This window comes from Hyphobacterium sp. (assembly GCF_965217055.1).
GTDB lineage: Bacteria > Pseudomonadota > Alphaproteobacteria > Caulobacterales > Maricaulaceae > Hyphobacterium.
The window spans coordinates 1,985,053-2,002,340 of sequence record NZ_OZ244227.1; the positions used below are offsets into that span (position 1 = coordinate 1,985,053).

Genomic DNA, 17,288 nt, shown 5'->3' on the forward strand with positions numbered 1-17,288 from the left:
CGAAACCGGCGTCAAGCAGGGCGTCCTGGTCACCGATCAAGCGATCCGGCTGACCTATGCGCCGCCCGGAGAAACGCCAGGGTTTCTGGAATGGCCGATATCGGCGATGGCGGAAACCGCGGGTCGCCCGATGCTGGGCGGCCTCAAACTCCTGCTTGGCAAGGGGGCAATCTGGGGCGGCGACGAGAGTCGGCTCGATGGCATATTAAGGCGCTCTCGCGAGCACCAGAACACCGTCTCGTCCAAGCTCGCCGAGCAGGTGCTCGGGGCGCTTTACACGCTGATGCGCGGTTTCACGGCCGGCGTTGAAACCCGGGAAGCGATGGGCCGGCTGGCCGACCGGCAACCGCAATATGTCTACGAAGGCCTGTTATCGGTTCTGCTACGCATCGTCTTCGTTCTCTATGCCGAGGACAGAGATCTCATTCCGTCCCGCGAGGATGAAGAAGCCAAGCGAATCTACGATCAGGGCTATTCGGTCCGGGACCTCTTCGCGCGCCTGGAGGAAGACCGGGCCCAACACCCTGACACGATGGATGATCGATATGGCGCCTGGGGTCGATTGCTCGGCTTGTTCCGGCTCATCCATGACGGCAGCGGCAAGAGTTTCATGCATCCGCGCCGCGGCAAGCTCTTCAACCCGGACACCTTCCCCTTCCTCGAAGGACGGTTTGAAGAGGGTGACACGGCTGATGTCCTGCCGATTTCGGATGCTTGCATTCATGAAGTTCTGCGTCAGCTGCTGATCCTCAATGGGGAGCGGCTCTCCTACAAAACACTCGATGTCGAGCAGATCGGCTCGGTCTACGAAACCATTATGGGTTTCGTAGTCACCCGCACAGGCGGCCAGGCGATCGCGCTTCGCGTGAAGCCCAATGCGGGCAGTCCGACTATCCCGGCCTTCGTGGAGCTTGAAGAGCTGTTGGCGAAAGCCGGGAAGGATAGAAAAAAATATCTCAAGGACACGATCAATTTCGATCCGTCTGACGCCCAGAACAAAGCGCTGAAGGCCGCCACGGATATTCCTGGCTTGCTGGCATCCCTCGATCGATCCATCGACGAGCGCGCTTCGCCGGCCAAACTCGTCTCTCCGCCAGGCACAATTGTCCTGCAGCCGACCGATGAGCGCCGGAAATCTGGCAGTCACTACACCCCAAGGAGCCTGACCGCACCGATTGTCGCCGATGCGCTGCGCCCGATCTTCGATCAGCTGGGCGACGATGCCAGCCCGGATAAAGTCCTCGCCCTGAAAGTCTGTGATCCGGCGATGGGATCTGGCGCCTTCCTCGTAGAAGCCTGCCGGGCGCTGGGCGAACGACTTGAACAAGCCTGGAAGCGTCACCCGGACTTGTTGCCGGACGAGGCCAGGCACGACCCGCATATCTTCGCCCGTCGTGAGGTCGCCAAAAGGTGCCTTTATGGCGTCGACAAGAATGCGATGGCCACGGATCTCGCCAAGCTTTCGCTCTGGCTGATCACACTTGCGCGTGATGAGGATTTCTCTTTCCTCGACCATGCCCTGAAGACCGGCGACAGCCTGGTCGGGCTCCCGTTGGCCCAAATTAAGCGGATGACTTGGGAAGGCGACACGATCAGGCAATTCATGTTCTCGACGGCCTTTGACAAGGCGGTTGACGATGCACTCGACATCCGGCGGACCATCCGCAGCGCTCCGGACAATGTCACTTTCGACATACAAAGCAGCCGGCTCAAAACAGCTGATAAGGCGCTCGATAATATCCGGCTCGCGGGTGATGCCGTGATTGGCGTCTTCTTCTCCGAGAAAAAGCCCAAAGATCGCGAGACGAATTTGAAGGAGCTCCACGAGAGTCTCGTGCTGGGTCAGACCCAGGGATGGGAACTCGCACGTGAATATTCGCGACGGCTTCGGCAGGGCGAACACCCGATCAATATCTTCCACTGGGAGATTGAATTTCCAGAAGTGTTTTCGGGCTCAAATCCCGGGTTTGACGCTTTTGTCGGCAATCCGCCCTTTGCCGGGAAAAACACCGTCGCGAACAGCAATCGCGACAATTACACCGACTGGCTGAAAGTCATCAGCCCCGGTGCCCATGGCAATGCGGATCTGGTGACTCACTTCTTCCGTCGCGCTTATGCGATGCTGCGTGCGGGCGGAGCCTTTGGCCTGATTGCAACTAACACGATCGGACAAGGCGATACGCGAGAGAGTGGGTTACGCTATCTATTGATGGAAGCCGGAGGGACGATCTACCGTGCTCAACGCCGCGTAAAATGGCCAGGCGCGGCAGCGGTTGTGGTCTCGACCGTGCACACAGGGAAGGGCAATGCCGATTGGCCTTCACCAAAATTGGATGGCCGCCCGGTCAGCCGAGTTTCAGCATTCCTGCGTGAAGGCAATGAGGACTCGACGCCATCCATTCTGAAAGAGAATGAAGGGATCGCTTTTCAGGGATCCATCATTCTCGGCATGGGCTTCACCTTTGACGACGTGAATTCGGCAAAGGGCAAGTGCGAGCCCCTGTCGACGATGCATAACTTGATCGAAAAAGACCCGCGCAATGCAGAGCGGATAAAGCCCTATCTGGGCGGCGAAGAGGTCAACAACGACCCCAAGCACAAACACCATCGCTATGTCATCGATTTCGAGGATTTTCCCCTTCGGCGCGACCTTGAACTCAAACTGTGGAGTGAGGCCAGCGAAGCGGAACGAACTGCAATGCTTCGAGAAGGCGTCGTGCCGCGCGATTACAACCGTCCGGTTGCGGCGGATTGGCCCGAGCTGCTGAACATTCTGGAAACTTACGTAAAGCCGTCGCGGCTCACGGATAAACGGGAGGCTTACAGACGGAAATGGTGGCAGTTCGCTGAACGACGAGTGGGCCTCACACGAGCGTCATTCAATCAATCCACGGTTCCAGCGATGCTGTTCACATCGTCTATACACGGCGTAGCGGCTGTGGACTCATCAGCGTTCTACGCAAACTCGCTCAACATTTTTGTTTCCATCGCGGATACCGGCCTCGCCCTCCTCCAGTCCCGCATTCACGAGGTCTGGGCGCGCTTGCTGAGTTCCAGCCTGGAGGATCGTCTGCGTTACACGCCGACTGATTGTTTTCAAACTTTCCCCATGCCGGAGGGTTTTCGCGAGAATGCGGTGCTCGAAGACATCGCCGATCGCTACCTCGCTAATCGCGCTGCTCTTATGACCGCTCGCAACGAAGGCCTCACGAAAACCTATAACCGCTTCCATAACCCACTCGAGGGCTCAGAAGACATCGCGACCTTGCGCCGCCTTCATGCCGAAATGGATGATGCCGTCTTGCGCGCCTATGGCTGGGAGGATCTGGCCGAGTTGTGCGCCCCCGGCGCTGAATTCGAGCCCTGTTTCCTGACAGAAGATGACGAACCGGAATTCGCCTATCAGGGCCGATTGTTCTGGCCGGCCGCCTTTCGCGACAAGGTGCTCGCCCGTCTCCTGGATCTGAACAAGAAACGTGCAGCAGCTGAGCGTTCAGGAAGAGCGAAAACCAAATCCGCACCTATGCTGCAACTGGAAACCAAGGGTTCATTGTTATGAGCGGAACGAATTTTGAAACCTCGGCCGGTGTCCGAGAGCATCTTCTCTCCGCGTTGCGCGGCGATGTCTTTGGACCCGATACGCGCCATTTCGCGCATGACGATCACATGGCGAACCGCGAGTCGCTCCGCCCCGGTATCCGGCCCTCATCCTTCTACCTTTTCGGCTTTCTGGTGCCCGCGGACGAAGTCGCCATGGTCAGCGACGCAGATGAAAAGGACCTGACGACGGAGCTTCTCGGGGAAGAACAGGATGACGCGAACGCGCCGGCCCAGGATGACGAGGATGGGGGGCGAAGCCACGTCCAGAACCGGCGCATTCAACCGTCCAGTCTAGGCCTGACCGTTTTCGTCGATCCGGACTGCCAGCAGGTCGATACCACAGTCCGTTTTGCCAATTACATCCCTGAACCGCCGATCAGTCAGGAGATTCTGAAAGGCTCCCCGAAATCCATCGCCGACGAAATCAGCTGGAAGCGCGACCCGCGGACGATCGAACGGAGCATCTCACGCGATGATATCGACCGTGCGCTTGAAACGCCTGGCGGGATTGAGCTGCTGCTAGACGGCACTGCAGCACCCAGCCTCCCAGGCGGCGGCGTGGTTCTGCACATCGTTGCCCAGGAATGCCGTCTGCCGCGCCCTGCAGATCGAAGAGATTGGCCGCGTGCGATCAGCCTGACCGTTTTCGTGGTCAACAAGCGCACTGCAGCCAATCGCTTCAAGAATGTTTCCAACATATTTCAGGCGGGTCTGACGCTTGAAACCCCGGGCGGCTTTATCGGCAATCCGGATATGAGCGGTTTCGCCGCAGACGATTTCGATCTGCGGCTGCATGATCTGCATTATTCCGACATTCTCCGCTTCGTCGGTGGCCGAAACGTTGGAACCGGGCATGATCTGGTGGAAGGCACGCGTGCCGGTCGTGTGTGGAGTGACCCTCTGCCCGCCGTACACGTCGAAAAGGTCGATCAGAATAATGCTCTGATTGACCTCAGTGAGTTCAACATGGGCTGGTTGGCGGAGCTCACTGCGAGCCCCGATAAACTCGCTGACACGCTCGCACGCTTTCCCGCCGCTTATCTGGCAGATTTCATCGCGGCCCAGGAAAGCGAAATCGCCAAGCTCGATGTTCCAAGACGGCGGGAAATAGCGGAGATGCTCATCGCCAACCAGCGCGCCGCACATGAGCGCATGGTTGCTGGTGTCGAGCTGCTTCGATCAAGCCGAAATGCGCAGCTGGCCTTCAAGGCGATGAATTTGGCCATCAAATCCTATTTGGAGAACACGCGGGCGATTAAAAAGCCCGGCTGGCGCCCGTTCCAGCTCGCCTTCATTCTGCTCAATCTGCGCGGGATGACGGACAAGCTGAGCGATGATCGAGCTATCGTCGATCTGCTTTTCTTCCCGACAGGCGGCGGCAAGACCGAGGCCTATCTGGGCTTGGCTGCTTATCAGATTGCCCTTCGCCGTCTCGAAAACCCCGAATGGCTGGGTAGCGGCGTCAGCGTCATCATGCGCTACACGCTGCGCTTGCTGACACTCGACCAGCTGGGCCGTGCAGCCGCGATGATTTGCGCCCTGGAACTGCTTCGCCGCTCGGACGAGTGGAAAGATGAACACGGTCAGGAATTGCTGGGCAAAGCACCCATTGAAATAGGCCTGTGGGTCGGATCCGGCGCCACGCCCAACAAGATTGGCGCGAAAGGCGAGAAAGACCAATCGCCGCCGAAAAACGCCTACGGTAAGATTGAATGGCACCGCAGAAAGCGCGGTGGACCGCCAGCGCCGATTACAGAATGCCCTTGGTGCGGAACGGCGTTCGACCCCGACACCTACAAGGTTGTCGGCAAGCGAATGTTGATCAATTGCGGCAATCTGGAATGCGATTTCAGTGCCGAGACGGGAGGCCTCCCCGTCCTTGCGGTCGACGAAGAAATCTACGACCGCCTTCCTGCTTTCATCGTCGCGACGGTCGACAAATTCGCTGCACTGCCTCGCCGCGGTGAGATCGGCCGCTTTTTCGATCACGTCGACCGCATTGAGTCTCCAGATAATCTCAAACACCTCACTTTCTACGGTGCTGATAGTCCCGGGGTCGGCAAGCTTCTCGATCCGCAGCGCCAGTGCCTTCCGCCACCTGACCTGATCATTCAGGATGAGCTTCACCTGATTTCAGGTCCGCTTGGTACAGTTGCCGGCCTATATGAGGCGGCCCTTGAAAGACTCGCCAGTCGCAAGATCAATGGCAAGCTGCGAGGTCCCAAGATTATTGCGTCAACAGCAACGGTTCGCCGGGCCGATGACCAGATCCAGAAACTGTTTGGCCGAGATAAGACTGCGATCTTCCCGCCGCCGGGCATCAGCCGCAAGGACAGCTATTTCGCCATCGTACGAGAGGACCGTAGCCGCCAACGACAGTATTTCGGCATCAGCGCACTCGGTGTAGGTCCGCGGAAGGTTTACCTTCGAACAATCGTGCCTCTGTTGGCGGCGGCGCAAAAGGCTTTCGATGAGGCACCCGCGGCCGGCGAGAAGAACCCTGCTGATCCGTACATGACAGCGCTTTGTTATTTTAACGCGCTACGCGAACTCGGCGCGACGCGGCGGATCGTCGAGGACGAAGTTTCATCAAATCTGCGAGATTGGAATAGCCGGCGCGTGAGGTCCGGACAGGACGAAAGTGATAGCGCATTTGCCGGCCGCAAGATCGGCGCGCCCGAAGAGCTCACGTCCCGTGATTCCACGGACAAGGTAGCCGAAACAAAGCAGCGCTTGGCGCTTGCTTTTGGTGCCGAGGAGCCAAAAGGACCGAAGCCTCTCGACGTAGCCTTGGCGACGAACATGATCTCGGTTGGCCTCGACATCTCTCGGCTGGGTTTGATGTTGGTACAAAATCAGCCAAAAAGCGCGGCAGAGTACATCCAGGCTACCAGCCGTGTCGGACGAGATGACAAAAAGCCAGGGCTGGTTGCGGTTATTCTCAACATGCACCGCGCTCGCGACCGTGCGCATTACGAGGATTTCGAGACCTATCACCAAGCCTTCTACCGAGCGGTCGAGGCCACAAGCGTGACACCCAGCGCGCCTGGCGCATTGGACCGCGCACTCGGTGCGGTATTTGCGGGCTTGGTCAGGCACTTGGATCCAGAGCTGACTCCGCCACGGGGCGCGCAGGCAATTTCTGTGGATCACCCGGCTGTACTGCAGGCCCGCGACTTCCTCTCCTCAAGGTTCGCGTGTGACGCTGAACTCGACCGGTTGATTGCGGCGTGGATATCAATCATCGCTGACCGCGAGGGCGAAGGGCTGAACTGGGACACTTACCAGCCTGATGATGCCGGGCTGATGCACTCGCCACTGCAGGACCTCTCCAAACTACGTGATGAGTTCAAGCTGTTCGAGGCCGGATGGTCGATGCGAGATGTGCAACCCGGCGTTGTGATCGAAATCGAAGAATACTTGTCGAAGGGCGCATAGGTATGGCGATAGACGAAATCCGGCTGGCGCAGCTTATTCAGACCTTTGGGCCCGGCTCGATTGTCGATTTACCCAAGTCATCAGTCATGATCCGCGGCTTGGGTGCATGGCCAAATTACAAGCCGCGGAAAATACGTGAGCGACGTCTTGTGTATTATCTCAAAAAACTGCTCGAGAACGCCGAGGGAGGCAGTTGGCTGGCGGAAGACGCAGAGCTCGAACTATGGGAGCCGCCGCTCAATGAGGAAGCCGTCAACCGCGGCGAGGCACCGGCCGTTCCGGCGGTCATTTTTCCTCGCTGGGTGACCGTAACCCAGGCTGGAGCAACCGGAGCGGAAGCAGCAAAGCAGAAGCTTGAGCGGTATACCGCGAATGATCGACCGAAAAAAAATACGACAAAGACGCCTGTTCGGTGGGTAGGCGCCTGCAAGAACGGCCATGTCCAGGACATCGATTGGCGGTGGTTTGTTCACGTCAATGCGCCTGATAAGAATTGTCAGCAGGATATGTGGTTCGAGGACCGGAGCTCCGGAAGCGATCCTCAATATATCGACATTCTTTGTGATTGCGGTGCTCGTCGGCCACTCAGCGAGTTGTATGCCGGGGCTGGGACTTTGGGCCCCTGCGTCGGCCGGCGATCTTGGCTTCGGGGCAAGCAGGATGAGGGCTGTGATGAAATATTAGTGCCCATGACAAGGGGAGCCATCAATAACTATTATAGCCAGATTTTGAGCCTCATTGCGCTACCGGAAGATCCAGATGACCTCGAAATGGTCATTGCCAAATATCCGAAGATGAAGAGCGCCGAGAACGTCGAAGAAGTCGCAATGGCTCTGAAGTTTGGCGAAGAAGATGTACGGCAAGCCTTTTCCGGATACTCGCATCAAGAGATATGGAAGGCGATCCAGTCCGTTCGTGAAACAGAGGCAGCTGAGGTTGCGGCAAGTCCGATCGTCCAGCATCCAAAAGAAGCTGAATTTGAATTTTTTACCTCAGCGCAGACGATAGGCTCGGAAGGGTTGGCTGCACGCCTCACAGGAAGGCGGGTTCCGCGCCCGGAATGGATTGGGCGCGATGGCATAGAAATTGGATTCATCCGCGATATCGTGGAGATGAGCAGACTATGCGTGGTAACTGCCCTGTACGGTTTTACGCGATTGGAACCCGCAAACTCTCCTTTCGATGAGACGTTCGAGGAAATTAATCTCCAGGTCCGAGGCCAGCCTCTCGATGAGCAAGTCAGGTGGCTGCCTGCAATGGAACAGTTTGGAGAAGGCTTTTTTCTGCAGATTGATCCAGAATGGTTTGCTCAGAAGCTCGACGAGACCGGTGCTCGAAGACACTTTGAGAAAGTTGAACAACGGTATTCCGAGTGGCAGCGAAAGCAGTCCGACCGAAGTATCTATCCCGGGCACGCCTATGTTTTTGCGCACTCCCTATCGCACATGTTGATGGAACAAATAGCCTTGGACGCTGGATATCCCTCGACCTCATTGAGCGAACGGATATATGCGCTTGCTTCGCCTGGTGCGGCACGCATCTCGAAGATTGGCGTTCTAATCTATGCGGCAGGTAGCGGATCCCAGGGTACGCTGGGCGGTCTCCTTCAACAGGCCAAACGCATTCCAGAATTGGTCCGCAGGGGGCTTGAACGCATCGAGATCTGCGGGAACGACCCTATATGCTCCACGAGCCCAACTCCGATTGCTAATGATGACTTTTCCGGGTTTGGCGCTTCGTGTCATGGTTGCCTATTCACCGCTGAAACAAGCTGTGAGAAGCGCAACATGTTACTCGATCGACTGTCGCTCTTTGCCCTCTTTAGAACTGGCGGACTATAGGCACTATGGTCCCATTGTTAACGTGCGCGCGTCGCATGACTTAATTCGCCAACCAGCCAGAAAAAACGGACCCAACTTCTTCGGCACCCTGCCTTACCGGGTCGTTGGATAGGTGTGCATATCGTTCCGTAGTCGTAATCGACGCATGACCGAGCAACTTGCTGAGCACCGCAATCGGGACGCCATTCATGATGGATATGCTGGCAAAAGTATGCCGCAAATCGTGGATCCGGACGTCTTCGAGACCAGCGCGTTTGCGGATCTGGAGCCATTCCTTGGTGAGGCCCTGGAAGTGGCTGTCGCCACGTGCGGCCGGGAACACAAAGGATGAGCCTTCTTGCCGCTCGAGGCCAGACAGGATGTCGACGACTGGTTTGCTGATCGGCACGGCGCGTCGGCCCGTCTTGGTGTCTTTTTTCGCAATCGTTCGTCGTTCGAGATCGACCTCGCGCCATTCCAGCGAGATGATCTCGCCTTTCCGCGCGCCGGTGAGGATGAGCAGGCGCAAGATGGCAATCGCGTGAGGGTGGGCGCCGTCGGTCTCGGCCTCCGTCAGGACGGAGAAGAGCCGGCCTATTTCCTCCTTGCTGAGAAAGCGCTCGCGGGGCTCGACCTTGTATTTCCTTATGCCCCAGCACGGATTGGTGCGACGTTCGCGATAGCCCCACGTCTCGGCGAGGTTGAACATCTTTGAGAGCAGGGAGAGACAGTGGTTGGCTTTGGACTTCGTCGCTGCCAGGTCCGAGTGAAGCTTGAGGATGTCCCGTTCGCAGATCTCGGCCACGCGCAACGAGCCAAACCTTGGAAGCAGTGTTGTCCTGAAGAGCCTCTGGTCCTCGCGAACCGATGACGGCTTCTTGTTGGGAATGGCGTGCTCGGCGATGTACTTCTTGGCAAGTTCGGAAAACCGGAGCTCGGCGTTCTGCGATTGGCGAACATCGAGAATGTCCTCGCCATGCGCAGCACTCGACAAAATTCGCAGCGCTTCTCTGCGCGCGGTTTCTACAGTCCAAGGCGAGCCGTGCCGCCCGATTGTGAGCTTGCGTTGCCGAGCCCGCCGACCGGTTCCCACCCTGTATCGGACCAAGTAGGACATCGTACCATTGGCCGAGGCGCGCACTCCGAAACCTTTCAGCTGATCATCCCAGACATAAGCCGGCTGATCGTTGAGAGGCATCGCATCGATCAGTCGCTTTGTGAGCTTTGGCATGTCTCGTGACTCCGCGTTTCGTGGGCGCACCATGGGCGCACATGGCGTAAATTCGCGGATAAGAGCATCTAACGCGATAATCTGGATATACAATAGGAATCAGTTGGTTATCTATTTTCGGATATCGAGAAATATCCTGAAATAACGCTCCAGATCGCCCTACGAATCTGGGGGTCGGGAGTTCGAATCTTCCCCGGTGCGCCATTCTCACCTCGTTCAAACACCGCCCCTCGTTTTTTAAGTTGTTCGGACTGCGCCCGATGGGGTGCGCTGTTCTTTTCAATGGTTTTGATCGCGTCGCCCACCGGGCGACGAAACTGGCCGCCGCGTCGGCGTTTTTTTAATTGCCTTGCTTCCTGACGGAAGTCCGTGAGCTCGAGCAAATTGTGATATCCGGTGACGATTAACCGGCCTGCCGGCGTCGCAGATCTGTTGCAGCTGCAGCTGCGCCAGCAACACCAGCGCGAGTGTTTTGTTAAGGCGCAGCCCTCTAATTTCTTGCAAACCGATTCGATGCTCAGCACCGGAGTCTGGTTCATGCCGGGTTCGCTTTCCTTCAACAATGGCCTGTTTTCGCCGCAACCCCGCCTGCGTGAAGGATTGCCGCGCGCCAACGACGATACGCGGCAGGCCATTGCGTCGCTGGAAGCCTATCAGGTCGCGCTAGACGAAAACGCCATTGTGTCGGTGTGCGATGGCGCCGGACATATCATCCGGGTCAATGAAGCCTTCAGCAAGGTCAGCGGTTATCGCGCGGAAGACCTGATCGGCCGGCGCTTTGACGATATCCTGTCAGACGCGCATCCGGATGACTTCTATGACGGAATTCTGCGATCCCTGGACAGCGGGTACAGCTGGCGTGGCGACATCTGTACCCGCCACAAGGACGGCAGCCGCTTCTGGCTGGAATCGATCACTTTCGCCGTGCAGGGAAAGGGCGCATCAGACCGGACGCTCGTGTCCATCAGTTTCGATATCACGCGACGCAAACGCGCCGAGACGCTGGTACGCCGCAGCGAGAGCCGGATGCGGCAGGCCTTGCTGATGGCCAATGCGGAAGCCTGGGAGGCGGATGTCGAGAGCGGTCGCATGTCCTTGCCGACAGACCCGACGACCGAGCTCGGCTCGGCCCTGATCGGCGGGCGGACGATTGATGAGGTCTTCCAATTGATCCATCCGGATGACCGGCGCAGAATGGCCGATCTCTGGCAACGTCACCTGGAAGGCGGGCCCGCCGTCGATTGCGAACACCGGCTGCGGCTGACGACCGGCAGCTATCGCTGGGTGCGGACATTCGCGCGTGTCGAGACCAGCGGTGAAAGCACGGGCGTGATCTACGGGCTGACCCAGGACATCCGCGAGGCGAAACGCCAGGAGATGCAGCTGAAAGTCGCCGAGCAGGAAGCCGAGGAACGTTTCCGCCGCGAAGAAGTCCTGACCCATGCGCTGATCGATGCGATGGCGAATACAGCCCTCGACGATTTCCTTCATCTCGCCGTATCCGGCCTCATCAATCACACGCACAATCTGGCCATCGAGGCGAAAGCCGGTGTGTTCCTGGCGGAAACCCATGGCGGCGTCACAACGCTGAAACTAACCTGTTCGATCTCGCTTGGCGACGAGATCGAGCGCCTGTGTGCCGAGGTGCCGGTCGGGAATTGCCTGTGCGGTCTGGCGGCGCAGACACGCGAAGTGCAACACGCCGATTGCGTCGACGAGCGCCATGTGAACCGCTTCGATGGCATGGAGCCGCACGGCCACTACAATATCCCGCTCACGATTGGCAAAGAACTGATCGGCGTGCTCGTGGTCTACTTGCCTCACGGCCATCAAGAGGATGAGGGGGAAGCGACCTTCCTGAAACGCTTCGGCTCGATCCTCGCCATGGGTATCGACCGGCGGCGTCAGCTCGACGAGCTGGCCCGGGCCCGCCGCACCGCCGAAGCCGCTGCGAAGATCAAGTCGGATTTCCTGGCGACGATGAGTCACGAAATCCGCACGCCGATGAACGGCATTCTCGGCATGCTCGAATTGCTGGGTGGTTCAGAGCTCGACAAAGAACAATCGAAGTGGGCGGAGATCGCCCGGCATTCGGCGGATACCCTCCTTAGAATCATCAATGACGTCCTTGATATGTCGAAGATCGAAGCCGGCAAGATGGTGCTGGAACAGATCTCCTTCTCGCCTCGCGAAATGGTCTCGCGCGTTTTCGAGCTGATGAAGGTCAAGGCCGACGAAAAGGGCCTGCGATTCAATCTCCATATCGATGCCGACGTGCCGCAATTCCTGGTCTCGGATCCCACGCGCATCCAGCAAGTGTTGTTCAACCTGCTCGGTAATGCGATCAAGTTCACGCGCAACGGCAGCGTAACGCTGTGTGTCGAGGCTACTGATTTCGGGCCTCATGGCGGGCTGCGCTTTTCCGTCATCGACACGGGTATCGGGATGGATCCGGCGCTCAAGGATCACTTGTTCGAGCCTTTCTCCCAGGCTGACGGGTCGACGACGCGCCAGTTCGGCGGAACCGGTTTGGGACTGGCCATCAGTCGCCGGCTGACCGACGGGCTGGGGGGCGTGATCGATTTCACGTCGACGCCGGGCGAGGGTACCATCTTTAACGTCGACATCCCGGCATTGGGCGTGTGGGATCACAGCGCGGTCACGATGGATGATAGCGATGCCCCTGCAGACGTCCCGGCATCGCTGCGGGTACTGGTCGCGGAAGACAATGTGCTGAACCAGCAGGTCATCCTGGGACTGCTCGAGAACGATCATGAATTGACGGTCTGCGCCAATGGCGAGGAAGCCCTGGACATCGCGTCCGGCCAGACATTCGATGTCATATTGATGGATGTACACATGCCGAAGATGGACGGCGTGACGGCGACCGAGCGGTTAAAGGCACGCGGTGTCGACACCCCGATCATCGCGCTGACCGCGGATGCGGACATCGCGAGGTCCAATTCTGCCGATTCAAACCTGTTCGACGGTTTGGTCGTGAAGCCTTTCAAGGTGCGTCAGCTGCTCGCCGAGATCGCGCGGGTGCTCACCGTGGGGCAGGGCAAGACCGCCGCGCCGGGCCGCAAGGCCGGATAGGCGCGCGGACCGCCTGCTGCCCATGCCTGTATTGTATGACCTTATGAAATCAGGCTGGAGCGGGTGAAGGGAATCGAACCCTCGTCTTAAGCTTGGGAAGCTCCTGCTCTACCATTGAGCTACACCCGCAATGCCGAGCCGCAAACTAGCATTGACGCGGTCGCGCACAAGCCGCGCGGACCATCGACATCAATCCGAGAAATATTTCGCCAGCTTCAGCTTTTGCGCCTGATAATTCGAGCGGATGGTACCGTACGGCCTGTCGGGCGGTGCGGTCATGGGTTCGTAAACCAGACGCGCGGCTGGCTGGCCGTGTTCAAGGATGAAGGGCACGTCGCGGCCGCGGACCTCGAGCACAGCCCGGCCACCGGTTCCGCCCGCTTCGGCAACCCCGAAGCCGGGATCGAAGAATCCGGCATAGTGTGCCCGGAACTCACCGATCTCGGGCGCGATCGGGGCCATTTCGGCCGCTTCGTCGAGCGGTATGGTCACCGCCTCCCGCGAGGCGAGAATGTAGAATTCGCCGGGATCGAGCACGAGCCGGCCATCGCGCGTGTCGACCGGCTCCCAGAAATGCAACGGGTCATGGCCGCCGATTCCGGCAAGATCGATCAGGCCGGCATGACGTCTCGCACGCCAGCCGATTCGACCGTCAAACCCCTCGAGGTCCACCGAAACCGTCAGCTCGCGGGTGATCGCCCGCTTGCCGCGCCGGAATCGGGCCTGAACCAGGCGGTCACCGGGGCGGGCGAGAATTGAAAAGGTGCGAGGGGAAATCTCGACATAGAGGGGGCCGGAATATCCCACCGGCGCCTGATCGAATGCGCTGGCATTGTCGGCGATGACACGGGTGAAGACGTCGATGCGCCCGGTCGAGCTTTTCGGATTCATGGCGGCGCTGATATCCGCCGGCAGGTCGAGCGTTTCCATCAGTGGAACCAGGTAGACGCAGCCGGTCTCCAGCACGGCACCGGCAGACAGGTCGAGCTCGTGCATGACCAGGCCCGATTCCAGAACCTCGCTGACCGTACGGGCCGGACCAGGCAGGAAACTCGCTCTCACGCGATAGGCGCGGGTGCCGAGCCGCAAATCGAGGCTGGCCGGCTGCACCTGACCGTCGGCCAACGGCAATGCCGACGCCACATTCCCGTTTCCGGCAAGGAAACCTATCTCTGAATCCGGAAGGATGCCGCCTGCCGCCATGTTTACGCCTGCCCGCTAGATGTGTGCCATCTGGTTAGGCGAATTCGGGCGCGCGCGAAAGTGCGTAGAGCGGGGCTTGAGCGCGGGCGGATTCGGGGTGATCATCGCGAGATGACGACGATTTGCGCTAACCGCCAATATGAATGCGAAACGCAGGGCATCCTTGTCCGCGTCGAGCCGGAATTCCTGGAGGGTCAGTCCGAACCGGCGGAGCACCGTTTTGTGTGGGCGTATACGATCGAGATCGAAAATCGCGGCGAGCAAACGGTGCAATTGATCTCCCGGCACTGGTCGATCACCGATTCCACCGGAAAAGTGGAAGTGGTGCGCGGCCCCGGCGTTGTTGGCGAACAACCGGTCCTCGATCCCGGAGAGCGGTTTTCCTACACGTCAGGTGCGCCGCTGGAGACGCCGTCGGGCTTCATGTGTGGCAGTTTCGAAATGGAACGAATATCCGGCGACCGCTTCGATGCGGTCATTCCCGCCTTTTCGCTCGACAGCCCGCATGATCCGACCAGCATCCATTAGCGACAGTCTGGCGATTGCATGAGCGATTCGGTCCGATCCGTCCTGTTCGTACTCGGCATCATGGTCGCGAGCCTGGCCGCCGCGATGCTGATCCCGGCGCTGATCGATCTGAACGCGGGCGAGATGGAAAGCGCGGGGGCGTTTCTGTGGTCCGCCGCGGGGTGTGGTTTTCTCGGTCTGGCTGTCGCTATTGCGGTCAACACCGAGAAGCGCGATCTGACGACGCGGGCGGCTTTCCTGGTGACCGCGGGATCCTGGCTCGTCCTGGCCATCATTGCCGCGCTGCCGATGCGGTATGGCGGCCATGGGTTGACCTTTATCGACGCGCTGTTCGAGGCGATTTCCGGCCTGACCACGACCGGTGCCACCGTGGTGACGGAAATCGACAGCCGGCCACCCGGATTTTTGATGTGGCGCGCGATCCTGCAATGGATTGGCGGGGTCGGAATCATTGTGACCGCGATGGCCATCTGGCCGCTCCTCGGGGTTGGCGGCATGCAGTTGTTCAAGCTGGAATCCTCCGACAATGCTTCGGAAAAGGTGTTGCCGCGCGCCGCTGAAATCGCTGCCGCCATCTCGCTCATCTACTTGTCGCTGACCCTGATCTGCGCCATGGCTTACGCCTTCACCGGCATGAGCGGGTTCGACGCGATTGCGCATGCGATGACAACGCTGGCCACCGGCGGCTACTCGACGCGAGATGCTTCCCTGGGCGCGTTCACGGCTGGCGGTTCGGATGTCGTGGCAATGGTCTTCATGCTGATGGCATCACTGCCCTTTGCTGCCTATCTGATGGTGGTCAGGGGCCGTCCGGCCGCTCTGTGGCAGGATCCGCAGATCCGGGGATTCGCCACGCTTGTGGTGGCGGCGATCATGGCGATGGCTGTCTTCGTCGTTGCTGCAGATCTCTATGCACCAGCGGCGGGGATCAGGACGGCAGCCTTCAACACGATCTCGGTCATCACCGGTACCGGATATGCAACCGCCGATTTCGGCGTGTGGGGCGCTCCCGCCACTGCCGCGTTCTTCGTGCTGATGTTCGCGGGCGGCTGTGCCGGTTCGACCACCTGTTCGGTCAAGATATTCCGCTATCAGATTGCCTTGCTGGCGATCCGCCAACACATCATTTCGCTGGCCCACCCGCGCGCCATCACGCCGTTGCGCTATGGGGGGCGGCCGGTGCCGCCGGAAACCGTCTATTCGGTGCTCGGATTCCTGTTTGCCTTCATCGCCATCTTCACGCTGTCATCGGCGATCCTTGGTGCGATCGGGCTGGACACGACGACGGCGTTGTCCGGCGCAGCGGCAACGCTGGCCAATGTCGGGCCCGGGCTGGGCGAGATCATTGGTCCCGCCGGCACTTTCCAGCCGCTGCCGGATGCGGCGAAATGGGTGATGATGGCCAACATGCTGATTGGCCGGCTGGAAGTCCTGACGGTGCTGATCCTGTTTACACCGCGCTTCTGGCAATCATGATTCGACGGCGGCGACCTCGTCGGCCGTGAATTCCCAGAGTCTATTGCAATACTCGCAGGTCATGCCGATCGTGCCGTCTTTTTCCATGTCGGACTGGTCCTCGTCGGAAAAGCTGGCGAGCACGCGAACCAAGCGCTCGCGCGTGCAGGGGCAATGCTTGCGCAGACCCTCAGGTTCGAGCAATCGCGCGCCATCCTCATGGAACAGGCGGAACAACAGCGTGCCGGCCGAGATCTCGGGGTCGATCAGCTCGTCATCCTCGATGGTCTCGAACAGGGCACGGCAATGATTCCAGTCCTCGGCAGCATCGCCGCGGGCATCGTCTGCCGCGATCTGCTGCATGACGGCTCCGCCGCCACGCCAGATCGAGCCGCCGCCGGCTTTCATGTCCTCGCCAACCGCGAGCCGGATGCGCGTCGGGGTCTGTTCCGACTGTTCGAAATAGCGCTCTGCGCACTGGGCCAGTGTGTCGCCTTCGAGGGCGACGACACCCTGATAACGCTCCATGCCCTCTCCGGGATCGATGGTCATGGCGAAGGCACCCTTGCCCAGCAATTGCGGAACGCCGGCATCGGCGGGAACATCGCAGCCATCGAATTGGGCAAAGCCGCGCACGGCGCCGCCGCTAATCCATTCCGCCACGACGAACCGGACAGGGCCGTCGCCATTGGCCTGAATGATCAGGCGTCCATCGAATTTCAGGGAATCGCCGATCAGCGATGCCAGCAGCACGGCTTCGCCTGTCAGCCGGCGCACCGCCGCCGGATGATCGTGTGCCGACACGATATCATTCAGCACGGAGCCCATGCGCGCGATGCGGCCGCGCGCCGAGTGTCCGTCAACCTGAAAGACGGCGACAATGTCGTCGGATTCACCCAGAGGATCAGACATAAGCC

At 59.3% G+C, this 17,288-nt stretch carries 10 protein-coding genes and 1 tRNA gene; 6 read left to right on the forward strand and 5 right to left on the reverse strand.

The window, feature by feature from the left end; all coding sequences use genetic code 11:
* Positions 1 to 322 precede the first annotated feature (322 nt).
* Genes ACOOFN_RS09900 through drmB form a run of 3 tightly spaced genes read left to right on the forward strand, consistent with a single transcriptional unit; the run spans position 323 to position 8,879 of the window.
* Positions 323 to 3,559, forward strand: a complete 3,237-nt coding sequence (locus tag ACOOFN_RS09900; RefSeq protein WP_420430984.1) for an Eco57I restriction-modification methylase domain-containing protein — start codon at positions 323 to 325, stop codon at positions 3,557 to 3,559.
* A complete protein-coding gene (gene drmA / locus ACOOFN_RS09905) occupies positions 3,556 to 7,038 on the forward strand; it encodes a DISARM system helicase DrmA (protein ID WP_420430985.1) in 3,483 nt (1,160 codons plus the stop codon). Before ACOOFN_RS09900 ends, drmA begins: the two co-directional genes overlap by 4 nt.
* 2 nt (positions 7,039 to 7,040) lie before the next feature.
* Entirely contained in the window at positions 7,041 to 8,879 is a 1,839-nt protein-coding gene (drmB, locus tag ACOOFN_RS09910; RefSeq protein WP_420430986.1) for a DrmB family protein, read from the forward strand.
* Between the two features lie 40 nt (positions 8,880 to 8,919).
* On the opposite strand, the gene ACOOFN_RS09915 is transcribed toward drmB, so the two are convergent.
* Together ACOOFN_RS09915 and ACOOFN_RS09920 are read right to left on the reverse strand one after the other, a co-directional pair.
* Complete coding sequence (locus ACOOFN_RS09915) at positions 8,920 to 10,089, reverse strand: tyrosine-type recombinase/integrase (RefSeq protein WP_420430987.1); 1,170 nt, start codon at positions 10,087 to 10,089, stop codon at positions 8,920 to 8,922.
* A gap of 107 nt (positions 10,090 to 10,196) precedes the next feature.
* A complete protein-coding gene (locus ACOOFN_RS09920) occupies positions 10,197 to 10,628 on the reverse strand; it encodes a hypothetical protein (protein WP_420430988.1) in 432 nt (143 codons plus the stop codon).
* Here ACOOFN_RS09920 and ACOOFN_RS09925 point away from each other — a divergent pair.
* Complete coding sequence (locus tag ACOOFN_RS09925) at positions 10,627 to 13,185, forward strand: ATP-binding protein (RefSeq protein ID WP_420430989.1); 2,559 nt, start codon at positions 10,627 to 10,629, stop codon at positions 13,183 to 13,185. The two genes, ACOOFN_RS09920 and ACOOFN_RS09925, sit on opposite strands and share 2 nt — an antisense overlap.
* Before the next feature lie 55 nt (positions 13,186 to 13,240).
* Here ACOOFN_RS09925 and ACOOFN_RS09930 read toward each other — a convergent pair.
* A tRNA-Gly gene (locus ACOOFN_RS09930) sits at positions 13,241 to 13,314 on the reverse strand.
* Between the two features lie 60 nt (positions 13,315 to 13,374).
* The gene (locus ACOOFN_RS09935) at positions 13,375 to 14,388 is read right to left on the reverse strand and encodes a 2'-deoxycytidine 5'-triphosphate deaminase (protein WP_420430990.1); all 1,014 of its coding nucleotides are present in this window, start codon (positions 14,386 to 14,388) and stop codon (positions 13,375 to 13,377) included.
* A gap of 111 nt (positions 14,389 to 14,499) precedes the next feature.
* On the opposite strand from ACOOFN_RS09935, the gene apaG reads away from it, so the two are divergent.
* Together apaG and ACOOFN_RS09945 are read left to right on the forward strand one after the other, a co-directional pair.
* Complete coding sequence (apaG, locus tag ACOOFN_RS09940; RefSeq protein WP_420430991.1) at positions 14,500 to 14,916, forward strand: Co2+/Mg2+ efflux protein ApaG; 417 nt, start codon at positions 14,500 to 14,502, stop codon at positions 14,914 to 14,916.
* Between the two features lie 18 nt (positions 14,917 to 14,934).
* Positions 14,935 to 16,392, forward strand: a complete 1,458-nt coding sequence (locus tag ACOOFN_RS09945; RefSeq protein ID WP_420430992.1) for a TrkH family potassium uptake protein — start codon at positions 14,935 to 14,937, stop codon at positions 16,390 to 16,392.
* Here the strand turns inward: ACOOFN_RS09945 and ACOOFN_RS09950 are convergent.
* Positions 16,387 to 17,283 carry an Hsp33 family molecular chaperone gene (locus ACOOFN_RS09950; RefSeq protein WP_420430993.1) on the reverse strand — a complete coding sequence of 299 codons (897 nt, stop codon included), beginning with the start codon at positions 17,281 to 17,283 and terminating at the stop codon, positions 16,387 to 16,389. The genes ACOOFN_RS09945 and ACOOFN_RS09950 overlap by 6 nt on opposite strands.
* Positions 17,284 to 17,288: the final 5 nt, after the last annotated feature.